The sequence below is a fragment of the Catellatospora vulcania genome (assembly GCF_009720385.1).
GTDB lineage: Bacteria > Actinomycetota > Actinomycetes > Mycobacteriales > Micromonosporaceae > Catellatospora > Catellatospora vulcania.
In genome coordinates this window covers 280,034-297,769 of record NZ_ML769303.1, presented here as the reverse complement: position 1 = coordinate 297,769, position 17,736 = coordinate 280,034, and the positions used below count along the sequence as shown (strand labels likewise).

The window sequence follows — 17,736 nt, the reverse complement described above, 5'->3', positions numbered from 1 at the left end:
GTCAGCCCGCCCTCATCCACGCCGCCGCGGCCTCGATCTGCGCCTGATCCTTCTTGTTCTCCCGCGAGCCCGCCACCACGAAGCCGCCCGCGGCCAGCACGAACAACCCGCCGACCCCGCCCAGGGCACCGAGCAGTATCGGGCGCCGGGCATCCTGCTCGGCCTTGAGCTCCGCGTAGGTGTGATAGGTCTTGCGGCCGTCCTTGGCCACCTCCAGGCACACGTCACCCGGCCGCATCGCCTTGCCGTCGCAGGTCACCTCGCCACCGGAGCTGAACGCGGCGACGACGAAGAAGACCACGCCGATCACGGCCAGCGCGGACGCGCCGATGACGACACCTGCCTTGGGCTTTGCCACGTTCCTGTGCCCCCTCCGGGCTGTCGGACTTTTCGCGGACGGCGCGTTACGCCTGCGCGCCGCGCAGCTTGCCGAGGACGGTGTCCATCATCAGCAGGAACGTGTAGCCGTTGGGGATCTTCCCGAGCAGCGTCTGCGGGGAGATCCGCTTGCCCGCCCGGTCGGCGATGCTGACGTGCCCGTTGTCCAGCAGCACCCCGCCGATCTCCGACCAGGCCAGCACCTTGCCGCGCCTGGTGCGCACACCCTCGTCGGTGATCGTGAAGTCGCCGAAGGCGACCGGGTTGTCCTTGTCGAAGTAGCTCATCGCCTTGGGCAGCTGCGCCTGCGCCACCTGCGAGGCCAGCACCGGGCCGAACCGCGCCATGTCGGTGGCGAGGGTGCCCAGCACGATCTTGCGCCCGTCGGCGAAGGTCAGCTGGTAGCGGTAGCTCGTCTGGCTGATGCCGTTGGTGACCTGCACGGTGACCTGCGCGTACAGCGTCTGCACCTCGTCCCAGCGGTAGACCTCGACGCCCTTGCGCCGCACCCGCACCCAGCCCTGCTCGAACACGTGCACCTGGAGCCGGCGGGCCGCCTTCGACACCGCCGGGCCGCGCAGCAGCACCCACAGGAAGGCGGCCAGGAACAGCGCCGCCGCCCCCGTGAAGCCGATGGCGGGGCCGACGGCGCTGTCGTCACCGGAGCCGACGCCCACCAGGGCGAGGACCGCGATCGCGCCGAGGACCACCCAGAGGACGCCGAAGCCGAAGAGCAGCCGCTTGGAGGTCCGGTTCGGGTAGCTCTCCCGGTGCCCGCCCAGATCCCGGGTGGCAGCCACCGCCGCGACGTCGGCGGGCACGGTCGTGGAGTCGAGTCCTGACGTCATGTCAGCTCTCCCTGGTCCATGCCTGCGCCGAGGCGTCCTGCAGCGCTTCCTTCGCGCTGTCGCGCATGCCTTTCACCAGGGTGCCGACCGCGCCCAGCAGGAGCAGCACGCCGAGGCCGCCGAAGATCGGACCCCGCTGCTTCTGCTGGTCCTGCATCTCGGTGTAGCTGTGCCAGGCGCTACCGGAATCGCCCGTGACCAAGCACTTGTCGCCCGGCTGCATCGGGTCGTTGCCGCAGAGGACGTCTCCGAACACGACGAGCGCGAGCACGATGCACAGAGCGCCGCCGACGGCGAGTGACACGGCGCCCAGGATGGCGCCGGCCTTGGGTCTGGCCACTATGGATCTCCCCGTTCGCATGATGAGGGCGCCACCATAACGACACTGAAGATCGGCCGAGAATCGTCCGATCGCCCGACCGCGGGGTCGTCCGTGACCCCTCGCCTCGCACCGGCCCGGATCAGGCGGGATTCTTGGCGAGAGCGTGGACCAGCAGCAGGAACGTTCTGACGTTGGGGATCTCGTCCACCGCCGCCTGCGGGGATGCCCGCCTGCCCTGCCGGTCGAAGATGCTCACCTGGTCGGACTCGACGCTGACGCCGCCGAACTCCGGCCATGCCAGGAATCCGCCCTTGCGGGTGGCCACCCCGCCGCCGGTCACGATGAAGGCGCCGAAGGCGACCGTACCGTCCGCGCGGAGATGGGCCGCCGCCCTGGGCAGCTGCACCCGCGTCACGGCGTCCACCAGCAGCGGACCGAACCGCACCATGTCCGTGGAGTAGTTGCGCAGGCTGACGTGCCGACCGTCGGCGAACGTGATCCGGTAGTGGTGGACGGGATGGCGGAGATGGCCGGCTTTGCTGGTGCCGACCGCGGCGTACAGCGTCAGCACCTCGTCCCAGCGGTAGACCTCGACGCGCCTGCGGCGCACCCGCACCCAGCCGTGCTCGAACACGTGCACCTGGAGCTGCCGCGCCCGAGCCGACACGATCGGGCTGCGTGCCAGCAGCAGCAGGAAGCCGGCCGCCGAGACCGCCGCCAGCACGGTGAACGGCAGCGCGGCCTCCCACGGGCTCGACCCGTACAGGCCGGGCGAGTCGCCCGCGCTCACCGCCATGAGGCCCGCCACCGCCGTCCACAGCACCACGAAGATGCCGAGGCCGACCAGCGGCCTGCCCGCCGTCTGCACCGGATAGCTGACCTGGTGCGGGCCGAGCGCCCGCGACCCCGCGGCGACGGCCGCCTCCATGGGCACCGAGTCCGAGCCGAGATACGTCGTCATGTCACCGCACCGTCATCCACGCGCGGGCCTCCAGCGCGTCCCGCCGCTCCAGCCTGCTCCGGCCGACGGCGGCGGCGACCGCGCCCGCGGACACGAGCAGGAACAGCGCACCACCGCCCCGGAGCAGCAGGAGCTGCTGCCCCTGCTCCTTCTGCTTCTCCGCATAGGTGCGCCACAGCGCCTCGCCCTCGGAGATCTCCAGGCACCGGTCGCCCGGCCGCATCGGGTCGCCGTCGCAGGTGACTCCGGCGATCGAGCCCCAGGTGGCGACGCCGACGCCGGTCAGGCCGATGACCGCGAACACCGCGGCGTTCGCGATCCGGCCCACGCCGATCCTGGCCACGCCTGCTCCCCCCGCAGAGTCGGTTCAGGCAGCCACCATAACGACGCGGGGTGTGGCCGAGAATGGCCCGATCACCCGACCTGGTCAGCCTTCCAGCTCGCCCTCCACCGACAGGTACGCCTGGCGCAGCGCCTCCAGCGTGGCCGGGTCCGGCTCCGCCCACAGCCCCCGGTCGGCGGCCTCGATGAGGCGTTCGCTGATGCCACGCAGCGCCCACGGGTTGGACCGCTCCATGAACTCGCGCACCTCCGGGTCGAAGACGTACGCCTCGGCCAGTTTCTGGTACATCCAGTCGTCGACGACCCCGGCCGTGGCGTCGTAGCCGAACAGGTAGTCGACTGTCGCGGCCAGCTCGAACGCGCCCTTGTAGCCGTGGCGCATCATCGCGGCGATCCAGCGCGGGTTGACCACCCGGGCCCGGAACACGCGTTTGGTCTCCTCGCCCAGGGTGCGCGTCTTCACGCTGTCGGGCAGGTGCGAGTCGCCGATCACCGCGGTCGGGGACACGCCGGTCAGCGTGCGCACCATCGCGATCATGCCGCCGTGGTACTGGAAGTAGTCGTCGGAGTCGACGATGTCGTGCTCGCGGGTGTCCACGTTCTTCGCGGCGACGCTGACCCGGCGATAGACCCGTTCCAGGTCCTCCCGGGCCGCCCGGCCGTCCAGGTCGCGGCCGTAGGCGTAGCCGCCCCAGACCGCGTACACCTCGGCCAGGTCCTTGTCGTCGCGCCAGTTCCGGGCGTCGATGAGTGGGAGCAGGCCGGCCCCGTACGCCCCCGGCTTGGAACCGAAGATGCGCGTGGTGGCCCGCCGCCGGTCGCCGTGCTCGGCCTCGTCGGCGCGGGCGTGCGCGCGCACGAAGTTGTCCTCGTCGGGCTCGTCGAGGTCGGCCACCGCCCGCACCGCGTCGTCGATCAGCGCCACCGCGTGCGGGAACGCGTCTCGGAAGAACCCGGAGATGCGCACCGTCACGTCCACCCGCGGCCGGCCCAGCTCCGCCAGCGGCACCACCGCGAACCCGGTCACCCGCCGCGACGCGTCGTCCCAGGTCGGACGGCAGCCCAGCAGCGCCAGCACCTCGGCGATGTCGTCGCCCTGGGTACGCATCGCCGACGTGCCCCACACGGTCAGCCCGACCGTACGCGGCCACTCGCCCGTCTCCTGCCGGTGCCGGGCCAGCAGCGAGTCCGCCAGCGCCACGCCCACGTCCCAGGCGTTGCGCGACGGGATCGCCTTCGGGTCGACGGAGTAGAAGTTGCGCCCGGTCGGCAGCACGTTGACCAGGCCGCGGGTCGGCGAGCCGGACGGCCCGGCCGCGACGTAGCGCCCGTCCAGCGCTTTCAGCACCGCGGTCACCTCGTCCACGGTCGCGTCCAGCCTGGGCACGACCTCGGTCGCGGCGAAGCGCAGCACCGCCTCGACGGCGTCGTCCGGCCCGCCCAGCACCTCGGCGACCACCGCCGGGACCTTCGACGGCTCCCAGCCCAGCGTCTCGTTGCCGATGACGAGCCGCCGGGCCACGCCCTCGATCAGGTCGACGGCGTCCGCGCCGGTGCGGGCCGGGCCGTCGACGACCTCGGTCAGGTCCGCGGGCACCGCCACCGCGGCTCCGGGCTCGGCCAGCAGCGCGCGCTCGTCCAGCCCGTACCGGCGGCACAGCGCCGCCCGCAGGCCCGGCAGCGCGCCGCGCACGCCGCCCCAGACCTGGTTGGCGCGCAGCACCGCGAGCACCAGGTTGATCCGCGCCTCACCCTCCGGCGCGCCGCCGAGGATGTGCAGGCCGTCGCGGATCTGCGAATCCTTGACCTCGCACAGGTAGCCGTCCACGTGCAGGATGAAGTCGTCGAAGTCGTCCACTCCGGGCATGTCGGCCTGGTGCAGGTCGTGGTGCAGCTGCGCGGCCTGGATCAGGGTCCAGATCTGCGCGCGCACCGCGGGCAGCTTCGTCGGGTCGAGGGCCTGCACGGTGGCGTACTCGTCGAGCAACTGCTCCAGCTTCGCCATCTCGCCGTACGTCTCCGCGCGGGCCATCGGCGGCACCAGGTGGTCCACGATCACCGCGTGCCCGCGCCGCTTGGCCTGGGTGCCCTCACCCGGGTCGTTGACGATGAACGGGTACACCAGCGGCAGGTCGCCGAGCACCGCGTCCGGGGCGCACTCGCGGGACAGGCCCAGCCCCTTGCCCGGCAGCCATTCCAGGGTGCCGTGCTTGCCCAGGTGCACCACCGCGTCCGCGCCGAACTCCTCGTCCAGCCAGCGGTACGCGGCCAGGTAGTGGTGGCTCGGCGCGAGGTCCGGGTCGTGGTAGATGGCGACCGGGTTCTCCCCGAAGCCGCGCGGCGGCTGGATCATCAGCAGCACGTTGCCGAACCGCAGCGCGGCCAGCACGATCTCGCCGCGGTCCACGTACAGCTCACCCGGCGGCTCGCCCCACGCGGCCACGATGCCGTCGCGCAGGCTCGCGGGCAGCGCGTCCAGCCAGCGCGTGTGCGCGCGCAGCGGCACCCGGGCCGGGGCCGCCGCGAGCTGCTCCTCGGTCAGCCACTCCACGTCGTGCCCGCCCGCCGCGATCAGCGTGTGGATCAGCGCGTCGCCGTCCTCGGGGAAGCCCTCACCCAGGTCGTACCCGGCCTCGCGCAGCGCCCGCAGCAGCACCACCGCGCTGGCCGGGGTGTCCAGGCCGACCGCGTTGCCCACCCGCGAGTGCCGGGTCGGGTAGCTGGACAGCACGATCGCGAGCCGCTTGCGCTCGTTGGGCACGTGCCGCAGCCGAGCCTGGCGCACCGCGATACCCGCGACCCGGGCCGCCCGCTCCGGGTCGGCGGCGTACACGCCGATGCCGTCCGGGCCGGGCTCCTTGAACGAGAACGGCACCGTGATCAGGCGGCCGTCGAACTCCGGGATCGCCACCTGCATCGCCGCGTCCATCGGGCTGAGCGCCGCGTCCGAGTCCTGCCACCCCGCCCGTGACGAGGTCAGACACAGCGCCTGGAGCACCGGCACGTCGAGTTCGGCCAGCGCCGCGACCGACCAGGCCTCGTCGTCCCCGCCGCCGCTCGCGTCCGCCGCGATCGTGCCGCCCGCGGCCAGCACCGTGACGATCAGCGCGTCGCAGCCGCGCAGCAGGTCCCGCAGCCCGTCGGACACCCCGCGCAGCGAGCCGCAGTACACCGGCAGCGAGTTGGCCCCCGCGTCGTGCAGCGCCCCGGCGAGGGTGTCCACGAACGCGGTGTTCCCGGCCAGCTCGTGCGCCCGGTAGTAGACGATCCCGACGGTCGGCCGCCCGGCCTCGTGCGCCGGGCCGGGGCGTACGCCGTACTCCGGCGTGGCGTGCGGCGGTTCGAAGCCCTCACCGGTCATCAGCAGCGTGTCGGACAGGAACCGGTGCAGCTCGCGCAGGTTGTCCGCGCCGCCCTCGACCAGGTATGCCAGCGCCTCCCCGGCGACCCCGGCGGGCGCCGTCGACTCGGCCTGCAGCGCGGCGTCGGGCTGCGCCTCCCCGCCCAGCACCACCACCGGCAGGCCCCCGGCGAGCACCGCGTCGAGCCCTTCCGGCCAGGTGCGGCGGCCGCCGAGTAGGCGTACCACCACGAAGGCGACGTCTTGCAGCAGCTCGGGAACGTCGCCGGGGTCGACCCGGGCGGGGTTGGCGATACGCCAGGGCGCGTCCGACGCGCGGGCGGCGAGCAGTTCGGTGTCCGCAGTGGACAGCAGCAGACCTTGCACAGCCGTCATGGCCGCGTACCTCCTGTCGGGGTCCGCGCCCCGGTAGCAGAGTCGATGCGGCGGCCGGAGTCTCCTGACTCCCGGATCAACGCCCGGCCCCGGGCCTTCCCTTGCGGTGGCCTCGACAGCGTGTCGACGGGGTGGGGACGGGCTCCCCGGTCACAGTGGCGGGACCGTCTCGGCTCTTCCCCGAGTTCCTCCCTGCCGCCGGTCCGATCCTAACGGCAGCGGACGCGGGACGGCCCGTCGGCGCGGTCGGGACGGCGGTCACGGCCCGGCAACGGCGGCGACATCGAGGGGAAACCATTCGCCGATGTAATCCACGGTGACTCACCGAAGGTGAGGCGCGCCTAGGGTTCCGCCGTTCCGGCCCTGTCGTTACGGGTCGCCGGACGGGCCTGGTCCGAGAGGCGCAGGCGGCCCGCGCAGCGGCGTGGCCGTTCCACGGCGGGACAAAAGCCCGGGAGACAGCCGAACACCTGGCTGTTTCGCGGCCAGGCTCCTCGTCTCGGAGGCGCCCCATGGGCTTCGCCCACCACCATCACCGCCACGGCTCGCCCGACGACAACGCCCTGCGCGAGCAGCACGGCCTGCACGAGCACTACGGCCCCGAGGCGGCGTACGCCGTCGCGCGCGAGGCCGAGCTGCCCACCACGAAGTGGGAGGAGGAGATCGCCCGGGGCCTCGAATACGGCCTGCCCGGCGCGGACTCCATCGTCGACAAGCGCATCCCGACGTTCTCCCGTGGCGAGCTGCCGCACTTCGCCGGGATCAACACCTTCCTCAAGGCCCCGTACCTGGAGGACGTGCGCCGCTGCGGCGAGTACGACGTCGCGGTGCTGGGCGCGCCGTTCGACGGCGGCACCACCTACCGCCCCGGCACCCGGTTCGGCCCGCAGGGCATCCGGCGCATCTCCGCGCTGTACGGCCCGTACAGCTTCGAGCTGGGCGTGGACCTGCGGGAGTCGATCACGATCGCGGACCTGGGTGACGTGTTCACCATCCCCGCCAACATCGAGAAGACGTTCGACCAGATCTCCAAGGCCGTCGGCCACGTGTACGCCTCGGGCGCGTTCCCGGTCGTGCTCGGCGGCGACCACTCCATCGGCTACCCCACCGTGCGCGGGGTCGCCGAGCACCTGCAGGGCAACCTCGGCATCATCCACTTCGACCGGCACGTCGACACCCAGGAGACCGACCTCGACGAGCGGATGCACACCACCCCGTGGTTCCACGCCACGGACATCCCGAACGTGCCGCCGAAGAACCTGGTGCAGATCGGCATCGGCGGCTGGCAGGCCCCGCGGCCCGGCGTCAAGGTGGGCCGGGAGCGCGGCACCACGATCATGACGGTCACCGACTGCGTCGAGATGGGCATCGAGGCCGCCGCCGAACGCGCCCTCGAAGTGGCCTGGGACGGGGCCGAGGCGGTGTGGCTGTCCTTCGACGTGGACTGCCTGGACGCCGCGTTCGTGCCCGGCACCGGCTGGCCCGAGCCGGGCGGTTTCCTGCCCCGCGAGGTGCTCAAGTTCATCCAGCTCATCGCCGAGCGGCCGCTGGCGGGCATCGAGATCGTCGAGTGCTCGCCGCCGTACGACAACGCCGACATCACCTCGCTCATCGCGACCCGCGTCATCTGCGACACGCTCGGCTGCCTCGTCCGCGCCGGCCACCTGCCCCGCCGCACCTCCTGACCTTCTCGCATCCTCCAGGAGACATACATGAACCGTCGTTTCCGCCACCGCCTCGCGGCTGTCACCGCCGTCGCCGCGCTGGTCCTGCCCGCCACCGCCTGCGGCGCGGACGAGCCCGCACCGGGCGCGCCCGCCACCGTCGTGCTCGGCTTCAGCGCCTGGCCCGGCTGGTTCCCCTGGCAGGTCGCCCAGGAGCAGGGCCTGTTCGCCAAGAACGGCGTCACCGTCGAGCTGAAGTACTTCGACAGCTACACCGACAGCCTCACCGCGCTGGCCACCGGCAACCTCAGCGCCAACAGCCAGACCCTGGGCGACACCCTGACCTCGGTCAGCGGCGGCGCACAGCAGACCATCGTGCTGGTCAACGACAACTCCACCGGCAACGACCAGATCATCGCCAAGCCCGGCATCAACACGCTCGCCGACCTGAAAGGCAAGCGGGTCGCCGTCGAGCAGGGCACCGTCGACCACTACCTGCTGCTGCTCGCGCTGAAGACGGCCGGGCTGACCGAGGCCGACATCCAGCTCAAGCCGATGCTGACCGACGCCGCCGCGGCGGCCTTCACCACCGGCGAGGTCGACGCGGTGGGCGCGTTCGCCCCGTTCACCACGACCGCGCTCGGCCTGGCGGGCAGCAAGGCCATCGCCACCAGCGCCGACTTCCCCGGCGCGATCCCCGACCACCTGGTCTTCACCACCGCGTTCGTCAAGGACCACCCGACCGAGGTGCAGGCCGTGGTGAAGACCTGGTTCGACACCCTGGCCTGGATCAAGGCCAACCCGGACGCCGCGATCGACGTCATGGCGAAGAAGGCCGGGGTCAGCGCCGCCGACTACAAGTCGTACGACGCCGGTACGACGATCTTCACCCGGGAGCAGAACCTGGCCGCGTTCACGCCCGGCTCGACCCCCGCCAACCTCGACTTCCAGGCGAAGTCGATCGCCGAGTTCATGGTCTCGGCGAAGCTCGTCGACACCGCACCCCCGCTGGACGGCCTGCTCGAACCCAAGTTCGTCCAGGCGGTATCGCCATGAGCGTGCTCACCGAGGGTGGGCCGGAGCCGGCCGGCAGCCCAGGCGGGCCGGGCACGGCCGGCCCGCTCGCCGCCGCTGACGCCGCGTCGCGGGAGAGCCCGCCCGCCGCGGGCGATCCGTCCGCGGCACACCTGGACCTGACCGGCGACACCGCCGCGGCCGACGGCGCGGCCGTCGCGGTGCACGCCGGCACGGGAGCCGGGGCGGCGGCGTTCGCGCCGCTGCCCCGGCGGCAGCCGCCGCGCCGTGTGCCGCGGGTCTTCGCGATCCGCACCCCGATCCCGCGGCCGTCCCGGCTGGCGCTGACCGCGCTGTCGGTGCTCGTGCCGCTCGCGCTGTGGCAACTGCTCAGCACCGTCATCGACGGCCGTCCCGACTACCTGCCGTCACCCGCCCAGGCCTGGGCGGCCGGGCTGGACCTGGCCCGGGACGGGCTGCTGCTCGGCGACACCGTCGCCAGCATCAGACGGGTGCTGCTCGGCTTCGGGCTGGCCGTGGCGGTCTCGGTGCCGCTCGGCATCGCGATGGGCGCGTTCCAGGCCGGGCGGGCCGCGTTCGAGCCGGTCATCGGCCTGCTGCGCTACCTGCCGGCGAGCGCGTTCATCCCGCTGCTGGCGCTGTGGCTGGGCATCGACGAGATGTCGAAGGTGGCGCTGCTGTTCCTCGGCACCGTCTTCTTCAACACCCTGATGACCGCCGACGCGGTACGCCGGATACCGGGCGCGCTCGTCGACGTGTCGTACACCCTCGGCGCCCGGCGCGGAGAGGTGCTGCGCAAGGTCGTCATCCCGCACTCGCTGCCCGGCATCCTCGACGCGATCCGGGTCAACGCGGCCGCGGCCTGGAACTTCGTGGTCGTCGCCGAGCTGTTCGCGGCCGAGGAGGGCCTCGGCTACCGCATCGTGCGGTCGCAGCGCTTCAACCAGATCGACCGCATCTTCGCGGTCCTCGTGGTCATCGCGCTGATCGGCCTCACCATCGACATCGCGCTGCGCCTGCTGCGCGACCGGGTCGGCAGGTGGACCTCGTGACGAGAACTCCGCCGCGCCGAGGCGGCACGGCCGGAAGGTGGACCTCGTGACCGGGACGCTGTGCCTGAAGGCCGTCGGCAAGGACTTCACCCGCGGCTGGGAGCAGGTGCGCGCGCTGGAGGACATCGACCTGGAGGTCGCCCGCGGCTCGTTCGTGTGCGTGGTCGGCGCGTCCGGCTCCGGCAAGTCCACGCTGCTCTCCCTGATCGCGGGCCTGTCCCGGCCCACCACCGGCGAGGTCCTGCTCGACGGGGTTCCCGTCGCCGGCCCCGGACCCGACCGCGGCATGGTCTTCCAGACCGGCGCCGTCTACCCCTGGCGCACCGTCGAACGCAACGTCGCGTTCGGACTGGAACTGCTGCCGCTGAGCCGCGGCGAGCGCGCCGCCCGCGTCGACCACTACCTCGCCGCGACCGGCCTGACCGGGCTGCGCCACGCGCTGCCCCGGCAGCTGTCCGGCGGCCAGCGCCAGCGCGTCGCCATCGCCCGCGCGCTGGCCTGCGAACCCGAGGTGCTGCTGCTCGACGAGCCGTTCGGCGCGCTCGACGTGCAGACCAAGGAGGACATGCAGCTGTTCATCCGCCGCCTGTGGCACGAGTGCGGCACCACCGTCATCATGGTCACCCACGACGTGGAGGAGGCCGTCTTCCTCGGCCAGCGCGTCATCACCCTGGCCAGCAACCCCGGCCGCGTCGCCGCCGACGTGACCGTCCCGCTGCCCGGCGAACGCGACCTCACCGTCAAACGCGACGCCGCCTTCCTGGGCGTACGCGCCGAGATCGAGGACCTGGTCCGGCTCTACCACCACCAGGCCTGACGGCCTGTCCGGGCGCCGGCCGCAGCGGGATGCCGCCGCGGCCGGCGCTTCACGCGCGGCCCACGGCGTTGCCTGACCGTCATAGGGTGCGTTGATGATCGAACAACTCACCCCCGGCGGGCGTCCCGCATTCGTCGTCAACGTCGAGGTCCACCTGCATCGCGACGGCCGCTGGCTGCTCATCAAGCGCGCCGAGCAGGAGGCGCACGCCGCGGGCCTGCTGTCCGGCGTGGGCGGCAAGGTCGACCTGCCGGCCGGGCCCGTGGTCCCCGACGTCCTCGCCGTCGCCACCATTGATCATCGTGGCTGAATGATGTCGTACGTGAGTTCTAAAATGGAGTCATGTGGGAGGCGTTGACGCAGGCAGGGCGAGCAGTCGCCGCTTGCGCCGATGCACCCGCTTGGCCGCTGACCGACGCCGAGCTGATCACCACGCTCGACTCCGCGCGAGGCCTGCGGGAACGCCTGGCAGCCGTGGAGCTGTCCCTCGTCCGCGAACTCGACGCCCGTGCCGTCCCGGCCGCCCATGGTGCCTCCAGCACGGCGGTCTGGCTGCGTGAGCACTGGCGTATCGGCATACGCGGCGCCAGGCAGACCGTCGACCTCGCCCGAGCCCTGGACCGTCTTCCCGCCACCGCCGAAGCCCTCGCCGCCGGAACCATCAACACCGAGCAGGCTGCCGTCATCGCCCAGGCCCTTGAGGCACTGCCCACCGCATCGGAACTGGAGACCACGGCGAAGGCCGAGACCGCGTTGATCGGATTCGCGGCCCAGTTCGAGCCGTCCATCCTGCGCCGCTTCGGCGAGCGCATCCTCACCCACGTCGCCCCCGACGCCGCCGAGGAGCACGAACGCGAGGCGCTGGCCGCGCAGGAGGAACGCGCCCACGCCACCCGCACGCTCACCCTCAGCCCCGACCGCAGCGGGCGCGTACGCGTGACCGGCTGGCTCGACACCGAAGCCGCCGCCGTCATCACCGCCGCCCTCGATCCTCTCGCCCGGCCCGGTGTCCTCGATCCCGCGCACCCCCGGACCACCCTCGGCGGTCACCTCCTGGGCGACGGCAGCGCCGGACGTGCCGACGACATCGCATGGGCCGGCCATCGCGCGTCCGACAGCACCCGCGACATGCGCACCGCCGGTCAGCGGAGAGCCGACGCCCTCACCGAGGTCTGCCGCCGCGTTCTCGCCTCCGGCGAACTGCCCGACAACGGCGGTGACCGCCCACAACTCGTCATCACCGTCGACTACGGCGACCTCGTCCGACGCACCGGCGCGGGGCTGCTCGACGACGGCGCGACGCTCACTCCTGAGACCGTCCGCCGCGTAGCCTGCGACGCCCAGGTCATCCCCGCCGTGCTCGGCGGCGGCGGACGACTGCTCGATCTCGGCCGGACCCGCCGCCTCGTCACCGGAGCCCTGCGCCGAGCACTCGTCCTGCGCGACCGAGGCTGCGCCTTCCCCGGCTGCGACCGCCCACCGCGCTGGTGCCAGGGCCACCACATCCGCCACTGGGCGGACGGCGGCCCGACCGACCTCGACAACTCCGTGCTGCTGTGCGGGCACCACCATCGCGTCGTCCACCACGAGGACTGGCAGGTTCGGCTCGGCCACGACCGGCGACCCGAGTTCGTCCCGCCCAGCTACGTGGACGTCACCCGGAGTCCCCGCCGCAACACCTACCACCTGCGGCCCTAGGCCGTGCCCGAGCGGCAATCACACCTGCCCGAGCCGGCCACCCACTCGGGCACACGAGCACCTCGAATCCCAGCGCCTCCGTTGCGACCCGGCGACCTCGGAATCGGCCGCCCAGGCAGCGCCGTGACCTCAACGGGTGTGCGGTTCGCAGGTTTCGAAAACCGCGATCAGGCCACCAGCGTCGCCGCACGAGCGGCCAGGCCGACGCCGACGAGCAGCACCATCGCGCTCGCGGCGTAGGGTCCCGCCAGGCGGATGCGACGGAATCGGTCGAACCGCCCCGCCCAGCGGTCGCGAACCTTGAGCAGTAGCAGCCCGGCCGCGGTGAGCGTGCCCGCCATGCCCAGGCCGTAGGCGAGCACGAGCAGGATGCCGAAACCGGTCCGGCCCAGCGCTATCGCGCCCAGCAGCACGACCAGCGCGGACGGACTCGGCACCAGCCCCGCCGCCACTCCGATCGCCCCGAGCCCGAACCGCCCGCGTCCGGGGGGCCCCTGCGCATGGCTGCCGTCGTGGGAATGCGCCCGGCCGAACAGACCATGCCGATGCACCTGCCCATGCAAGCCGTGAACGTGCGAGCCATGGGCGTGCGAGCCGTGGTCGTGCGTGTCGTGGGCGTGCGTGTCGTGGTCGTGCGTGTCGTGGTCGTGCGTGTCGTGGGCGTGGCTGTGGGCGGCACGGCGGCGCAGCGCGGTCAGCAGCATCGCGAGGCCTACGGTGATCACGATGGTGCCGCTGGCCAGGCCGAGCCAGCCGAGCACGGTCTGGCCGGTCAGGCCGGAGACGGCGGTGAGCAGGAGGCCGAGGGCGATGACGCCGCCGGTGTGGGTCGCGGTGACGGTCGCGCCGACGGTCAGGGCGTCGCGCGGGCGGCCCGCACGACCGGCCAGGTATACCGCCATCACGGTCTTGCCGTGTCCGGGCAGCAGCGCGTGCCCTGCCCCGAGCACCAGGGCGAGCAGGACGGCGAGGAGGCCGACGAGCGGGGTGAGCCGGTCGGCGCCGACGGCGTCCAGGACCTGCTGCTGTGTCCAGGCTGCCCAGCGCAGCGGCGCAGGGTCGTCGGGTCGTGCGGGCGCGCCCAGGTCAGGCGCCGATCCGGAGACGGCGCCGGTCGCCGGGTAGCCGGACGCCGCCGTGCCTGTGCCGGGGCGGGCGGGCAGGCGGGCGTCGCGGACGTCGAGCGGGGAGCCGAGCAGGTCGACGGGGTAGTCGCGCAGCTCGTTCGTGGTGCTGCGCGCCGGTACGGGCGAGCCGGGCAGGTCGACGCCCGCGCCGGTGGCGGTGATCTCCCGCCAGCCGATGTGGTCGGCGAGGTGGCCGTTGTGGATGGTGAGCACGGCGGGCCGGTCCAGCCGTGCGGGTGCGCTCAGGGTGCAGGTGATCCGGCTGGTGGGCAGGCCCGCGGAGCCTGGTTCGAGGGTCATCGCGGCGGAGCGGACGGCCCAGCGCAGGGCGCGGTCGTCGACGCGTACCGCCAGGTCGCGGGCGAAGGCGTCGCACGCGGCCGCGGCGTGCGCACGCAGCTCGGGCGGGTCGGCGACGCCGTCGCCGGAGGTGTCGACCGTGCCGCGCTGCTGCAGGGTGGGCAGTTCGGCGACGTCGAGGACCGTGGTGGCGTCGACGGCGGCGGGACGCAGGGTCAGCGCGACCAGCTGGTTGACGGACAGGTTGCCGAGCGGGTGCGCGGAAGCGGGGGCGGGCAGCAGCGCGAGCGCGGCTCCCACCAGCGCCGCGACCGGCAGCGTGCGGCGGATCGTCGTCTTCGGGTTCATCAGGCACCTGCCGAGGCCAGGGCGCGCGCCGCGGCGGGCGCGTCGACCGGGGAGAAGTGGGGGTTGAGCCGCAGGGCCCGGGCGAGATCGCGGCGGGCGGCCGCGCGGTCGCCGAGGGCGAGTTCGATCATTCCGAGGTGGTACGCGTGGAGCGCGCTGCGCGCGCCGAGCGCCGCCGCGGCTCGGGCCAGGGGCAGCGCCTCGGCGGGGCGGCCGGCCTGGTGCAGCGCCCAGGCGAGGGTGTCGGCGACGTCGGTGTGCCTGCGCCGTCGCCACTCTCCCTCGGCCAGGCGCACCGCGGTGGCGTGGTCGCCGCGGGCCAGGGCCAGTTCGGCGGCGGCGAGCGCGTCCCCGCCTCCCCCGGCGGTCAGCAGGTCGAGCGCGGCTTGGGCCAGGGCCAGCTGCGTTTCGGCTTCGTCGGCGCGGCCGAGCGAGCGCAGCAGCAGCGCGTGCTCGACGAGCAGGGACGGGGTCGGCGAGGCGGCGGTCAGTGCCGCGTACCCGGCCAGCGCCTCGCCGGTGCGGCCGCTCGCCGCGTCGACGCGGGCGAGCCCGTGGCGCAGCGGCAGGTAGCCGCCGTCCGCGGACAGCCCGGCCTGGTAGGCGGCGCGGGCCGCGGTGAGGTCGCCACCGTGCCAGGCGAGGTCGCCGAGCTGGTGGTGGACGAAGGCCAGGTCGGCGGGCGCGATCGCGGTGGCGAGCGCCTGCGTCCACAGGGCACGGGCCTCGTCGACCCGGCCGTGCTGTTCGAGGTCGTACGCCGCCCGGGACAGCGCGGGCAGCCCCGGCCGCAGGTCGAGCATGCGCTGCGCCGCCTCGGTCGCCTCGGCGGGGCGGCCGAGCTGGGTCAGCGCATCGGTCAGCACCCCGTACGCGTCGGCGCTGAACGGGTTGGCCGCGACCGCCTGCCGGGCCAGCCGTTCGGCGAGCGTGAAGTCGTGCCGCGCGTTGGCCAGCGCGCCCAGCCCGGTCAGCGCGGCATGGTTGCCCGTGCCGTCCCCGGCCCCGGCGCTGGTCCCGGCGCCTGTTCTGGCACCACCGGAGCTGGCGGGGTTGCCGGATCCGGTCGACGGCGTGCCCGCCGGGTGCAGACGCAGCGATTCGCGCAGCGCACCCTCGGCCCTGGTGTAGTAGCCGGGGTCCCCGGTGATCCGGGCCCGCTCGACGTACGCGCTGCCCAGCGCCGCCCAGGTGGTCCAGTCGCCGGGCACGTCCCGCAGCCGCGCCTGCGCCTGCTCGATCGATTTGACCAGCGGATCGGCCTGTGCGTGCGCGGGCTCGGCGATCCAGGGCGCCGATGACGCGCCGAACGCACCCCCGAGGCCGAGCAGCGCCGCGGCGGTGACGCCCACCGCGATGATCCGTCGCCACATGACTACCTCCCCTTTCGCAGACGAGCGATGGGAAGGGCACCTTCTACAACGCATAGCGTCGTGAAGGCGCCCTTCCTTTCAGTGGACGTGGGTTTCGGGGCCGTGGGGGTGGGTGCGGTTGCGGCGGCGCATCCACCAGCCGGCGAAGAGGAGCAGGCCGAGGCCGCCGGCGACGGAGGAGCCGACGACGGCCATCGTGTCGCCGGTGGACATGCCTTCCTCGACGGTGGTCGACGCGGACGCCGGGGACGGGTCGGCCGAGGCCGGTCCGGCCGGGGCCGCGGCGGCCGCGTTCACCGCGGTCGCGTTGGGCAGGGCGACGTACGGGAACGTGTCGCCGAAGGCGTTCTCGTTGGCGTCGACCGCGTCCCCGGCTGCCAGCGCGTCCACGATCTGCCCGGTCTGCGCCGCGCCGACCAGGGCCTGCAGCTCGATGTCGACGACGTCGTCGGCCAGCCGCCGCCCGTTCGGGAAGCCCTGCAGGTCGCCGCCGATGACGCCGAGCCGGTTCGGGTCGGCGGTGACCGGCGTGGACAGGTTCAGCCGGAGCATCTCCGACGGGCGGAACTTCGACGGGTTCACGTCGGCGTTGTTGAGCTGCGAGTTGAGGTCCGCCTTGATCGGGCCGTTCGCCTTGGTGGTGATGCCGGTCAGGAAGATCTCGACCAGGTCGTTGCGCGGGGTGGCCGGGGCGGGGATGTTGTAGATCGCCTCGATGAGCTTGGGCACCTCGGGTTCGGTGACCCGCTTGACCAGCTGCGGGATCTTCGCGTCGCCGTCGGGCCGGGAGGCGTTGAACGCGTCCTTGAGTCCGGCGGGCACGACGACCTCGTTGACCAGCGGGTTGCCCAGCCGGGAGACCTGCACCCGGTCGCCGCCGCGCGGGTCGCCGGTGCGTCCGGTGATGCGCACCCGGGGCCGCTCGGTGGTGGTCCACACGCCGATCACGGGGTTGCGCTCGCCGTCGCCGCGCAGGGCGACGTCCTTGAACGGCACCTCCAGCGCGATGGTGTTGACGTTGTAGCCGGCCAGGGTGTCCTGCCCGGTCTCGCTGAGGTCGCCGCCGTAGAGCAGGTCGAACACCCGCAGATCGAGGAAGAACGGGTCGTCGGCCTGCCCGGCGAAGATGCGCCAGCCGCCGGGCAGTTTGACGGTGGCCTGCTCGCGCAGCGCGCCGTAGTCCGGCATGGACGCCGGGCCCACCCGCGAAGGTGCGACCCCGACGTTGGTGGCGCGGGTGCGGAAGGCCTCGCCGTTGAACGAGGACTCCAGCGTGTACGTCTGCTTGAACAGCAGGTTCTCGTCGTCCAGCGAGGTCACCGGCCCGTTGTTGAGCAGGAAGGTGGAGTTGCCGCGCTTGTCGACGTTCTTGAACGTCCACCGGAAGCGGGCGTCGGGCCGCGCGTCGCCGTCGCTGTCCACATTGATCATGTATTGCGCGTCGGTGGCGAACGGGTAGAAGTTGGGGCCGCCGTTGGGCTCCTGGAACGGCACCCAGTTCGCCACGAACGTGACGTATCCGGGCCGGTCCGGGCTGACGAAGGCGTACAGGTCGGTCGCGTCGACGGCGGGATCGAGCGCGACGAGAGGCGCCTCGCGGTGGCTGGACGCGCCGGCCGGGCCGGGCCCGAGCGCGTACAGCCCGCCGGAGACGGCCACGCAGGCCGCCAGGGCGAGCACGGTGCCGGTGCGGCGACCCCGTCGGCGAAGGGTGAGTCTCATGGTCGGGTCCTCC

At 73.1% G+C, this 17,736-nt stretch carries 15 protein-coding genes and 2 riboswitches; of the genes, 6 read left to right on the top strand and 9 right to left on the bottom strand.

Features of this window, described 5'->3' with window-relative positions; translation table 11 throughout:
* Position 1: 1 nt before the first annotated feature.
* The 6 genes from F6W97_RS09385 to cobN form a co-directional block, all read right to left on the bottom strand.
* On the bottom strand, positions 2 to 358 hold the full coding sequence (locus tag F6W97_RS09385) for a hypothetical protein (protein WP_155369819.1): 357 nt from the start codon (positions 356 to 358) through the stop codon (positions 2 to 4).
* A gap of 46 nt (positions 359 to 404) precedes the next feature.
* Positions 405 to 1,226 (bottom strand): DUF6585 family protein, encoded by an 822-nt coding sequence (locus F6W97_RS09380; RefSeq protein ID WP_155369818.1) that lies wholly within the window; start codon positions 1,224 to 1,226, stop codon positions 405 to 407.
* A gap of 1 nt (position 1,227) precedes the next feature.
* Positions 1,228 to 1,566: a hypothetical protein gene (locus F6W97_RS09375; RefSeq protein WP_155369817.1), complete on the bottom strand. Its 339-nt coding sequence runs from the start codon at positions 1,564 to 1,566 to the stop codon at positions 1,228 to 1,230.
* Positions 1,567 to 1,687: 121 nt separating this feature from the next.
* The gene (locus F6W97_RS09370) at positions 1,688 to 2,509 is read right to left on the bottom strand and encodes a DUF6585 family protein (protein WP_155369816.1); all 822 of its coding nucleotides are present in this window, start codon (positions 2,507 to 2,509) and stop codon (positions 1,688 to 1,690) included.
* Between the two features lies 1 nt (position 2,510).
* The gene (locus tag F6W97_RS09365; protein ID WP_155369815.1) at positions 2,511 to 2,852 is read right to left on the bottom strand and encodes a hypothetical protein; all 342 of its coding nucleotides are present in this window, start codon (positions 2,850 to 2,852) and stop codon (positions 2,511 to 2,513) included.
* Between the two features lie 84 nt (positions 2,853 to 2,936).
* The gene (gene cobN, locus F6W97_RS09360; RefSeq protein ID WP_196279050.1) at positions 2,937 to 6,578 is read right to left on the bottom strand and encodes a cobaltochelatase subunit CobN; all 3,642 of its coding nucleotides are present in this window, start codon (positions 6,576 to 6,578) and stop codon (positions 2,937 to 2,939) included.
* Between the two features lie 66 nt (positions 6,579 to 6,644).
* Positions 6,645 to 6,778: riboswitch (cobalamin riboswitch) on the bottom strand.
* Positions 6,779 to 6,917: 139 nt separating this feature from the next.
* Positions 6,918 to 7,047: riboswitch (guanidine-I (ykkC/yxkD leader) on the top strand.
* A gap of 52 nt (positions 7,048 to 7,099) precedes the next feature.
* Here cobN and F6W97_RS09355 point away from each other — a divergent pair.
* The 6 genes from F6W97_RS09355 to F6W97_RS09330 all read left to right on the top strand — a co-directional run bounded on the left by F6W97_RS09355 (position 7,100) and on the right by F6W97_RS09330 (position 12,853).
* Positions 7,100 to 8,272, top strand: coding sequence for an agmatinase family protein (locus F6W97_RS09355; RefSeq protein ID WP_155369813.1), 1,173 nt, complete (start codon positions 7,100 to 7,102; stop codon positions 8,270 to 8,272).
* Positions 8,273 to 8,299: 27 nt separating this feature from the next.
* The gene (locus tag F6W97_RS09350) at positions 8,300 to 9,307 is read left to right on the top strand and encodes an ABC transporter substrate-binding protein (protein ID WP_155369812.1); all 1,008 of its coding nucleotides are present in this window, start codon (positions 8,300 to 8,302) and stop codon (positions 9,305 to 9,307) included.
* Complete coding sequence (locus tag F6W97_RS09345; protein WP_155369811.1) at positions 9,304 to 10,338, top strand: ABC transporter permease; 1,035 nt, start codon at positions 9,304 to 9,306, stop codon at positions 10,336 to 10,338. The genes F6W97_RS09350 and F6W97_RS09345 overlap by 4 nt, the downstream gene beginning before the upstream one ends.
* 46 nt (positions 10,339 to 10,384) lie before the next feature.
* Positions 10,385 to 11,155 carry an ABC transporter ATP-binding protein gene (locus F6W97_RS09340; protein WP_230686523.1) on the top strand — a complete coding sequence of 257 codons (771 nt, stop codon included), beginning with the start codon at positions 10,385 to 10,387 and terminating at the stop codon, positions 11,153 to 11,155.
* A gap of 94 nt (positions 11,156 to 11,249) precedes the next feature.
* A complete protein-coding gene (locus tag F6W97_RS09335; RefSeq protein WP_155369809.1) occupies positions 11,250 to 11,465 on the top strand; it encodes a hypothetical protein in 216 nt (71 codons plus the stop codon).
* A 32-nt stretch (positions 11,466 to 11,497) separates the two neighbouring features.
* Positions 11,498 to 12,853, top strand: a complete 1,356-nt coding sequence (locus tag F6W97_RS09330; protein WP_155369808.1) for an HNH endonuclease signature motif containing protein — start codon at positions 11,498 to 11,500, stop codon at positions 12,851 to 12,853.
* A gap of 167 nt (positions 12,854 to 13,020) precedes the next feature.
* Here the strand turns inward: F6W97_RS09330 and F6W97_RS09325 are convergent, their stop codons facing one another.
* From F6W97_RS09325 to F6W97_RS09315, 3 genes are all read right to left on the bottom strand, one after another.
* Positions 13,021 to 14,628, bottom strand: a complete 1,608-nt coding sequence (locus tag F6W97_RS09325; protein WP_155369807.1) for a nickel/cobalt transporter — start codon at positions 14,626 to 14,628, stop codon at positions 13,021 to 13,023.
* Positions 14,628 to 16,001: a tetratricopeptide repeat protein gene (locus F6W97_RS09320; protein WP_196279036.1), complete on the bottom strand. Its 1,374-nt coding sequence runs from the start codon at positions 15,999 to 16,001 to the stop codon at positions 14,628 to 14,630. The genes F6W97_RS09325 and F6W97_RS09320 overlap by 1 nt, the downstream gene beginning before the upstream one ends.
* A 78-nt stretch (positions 16,002 to 16,079) precedes the next feature.
* Positions 16,080 to 17,723: a DUF4331 domain-containing protein gene (locus F6W97_RS09315; protein ID WP_155369805.1), complete on the bottom strand. Its 1,644-nt coding sequence runs from the start codon at positions 17,721 to 17,723 to the stop codon at positions 16,080 to 16,082.
* Positions 17,724 to 17,736 lie beyond the last annotated feature (13 nt).

Bases quoted from the DNA above. Each gene is read 5' to 3' on its own strand.
- F6W97_RS09335 (WP_155369809.1), top strand. From the start codon at position 11,250: ATGATCGAACAACTCACCCCCGGCGGGCGTCCCGCATTCGTCGTCAAC.
- F6W97_RS09380 (WP_155369818.1), bottom strand. From the start codon at position 1,226: ATGACGTCAGGACTCGACTCCACGACCGTGCCCGCCGACGTCGCGGCG.
- F6W97_RS09370 (WP_155369816.1), bottom strand. From the start codon at position 2,509: ATGACGACGTATCTCGGCTCGGACTCGGTGCCCATGGAGGCGGCCGTC.
- F6W97_RS09355 (WP_155369813.1), top strand. From the start codon at position 7,100: ATGGGCTTCGCCCACCACCATCACCGCCACGGCTCGCCCGACGACAAC.
- F6W97_RS09350 (WP_155369812.1), top strand. From the start codon at position 8,300: ATGAACCGTCGTTTCCGCCACCGCCTCGCGGCTGTCACCGCCGTCGCC.
- F6W97_RS09325 (WP_155369807.1), bottom strand. From the start codon at position 14,628: ATGAACCCGAAGACGACGATCCGCCGCACGCTGCCGGTCGCGGCGCTG.
- F6W97_RS09315 (WP_155369805.1), bottom strand. From the start codon at position 17,723: ATGAGACTCACCCTTCGCCGACGGGGTCGCCGCACCGGCACCGTGCTC.
- F6W97_RS09320 (WP_196279036.1), bottom strand. From the start codon at position 16,001: ATGTGGCGACGGATCATCGCGGTGGGCGTCACCGCCGCGGCGCTGCTC.
- F6W97_RS09345 (WP_155369811.1), top strand. From the start codon at position 9,304: ATGAGCGTGCTCACCGAGGGTGGGCCGGAGCCGGCCGGCAGCCCAGGC.
- F6W97_RS09330 (WP_155369808.1), top strand. From the start codon at position 11,498: ATGTGGGAGGCGTTGACGCAGGCAGGGCGAGCAGTCGCCGCTTGCGCC.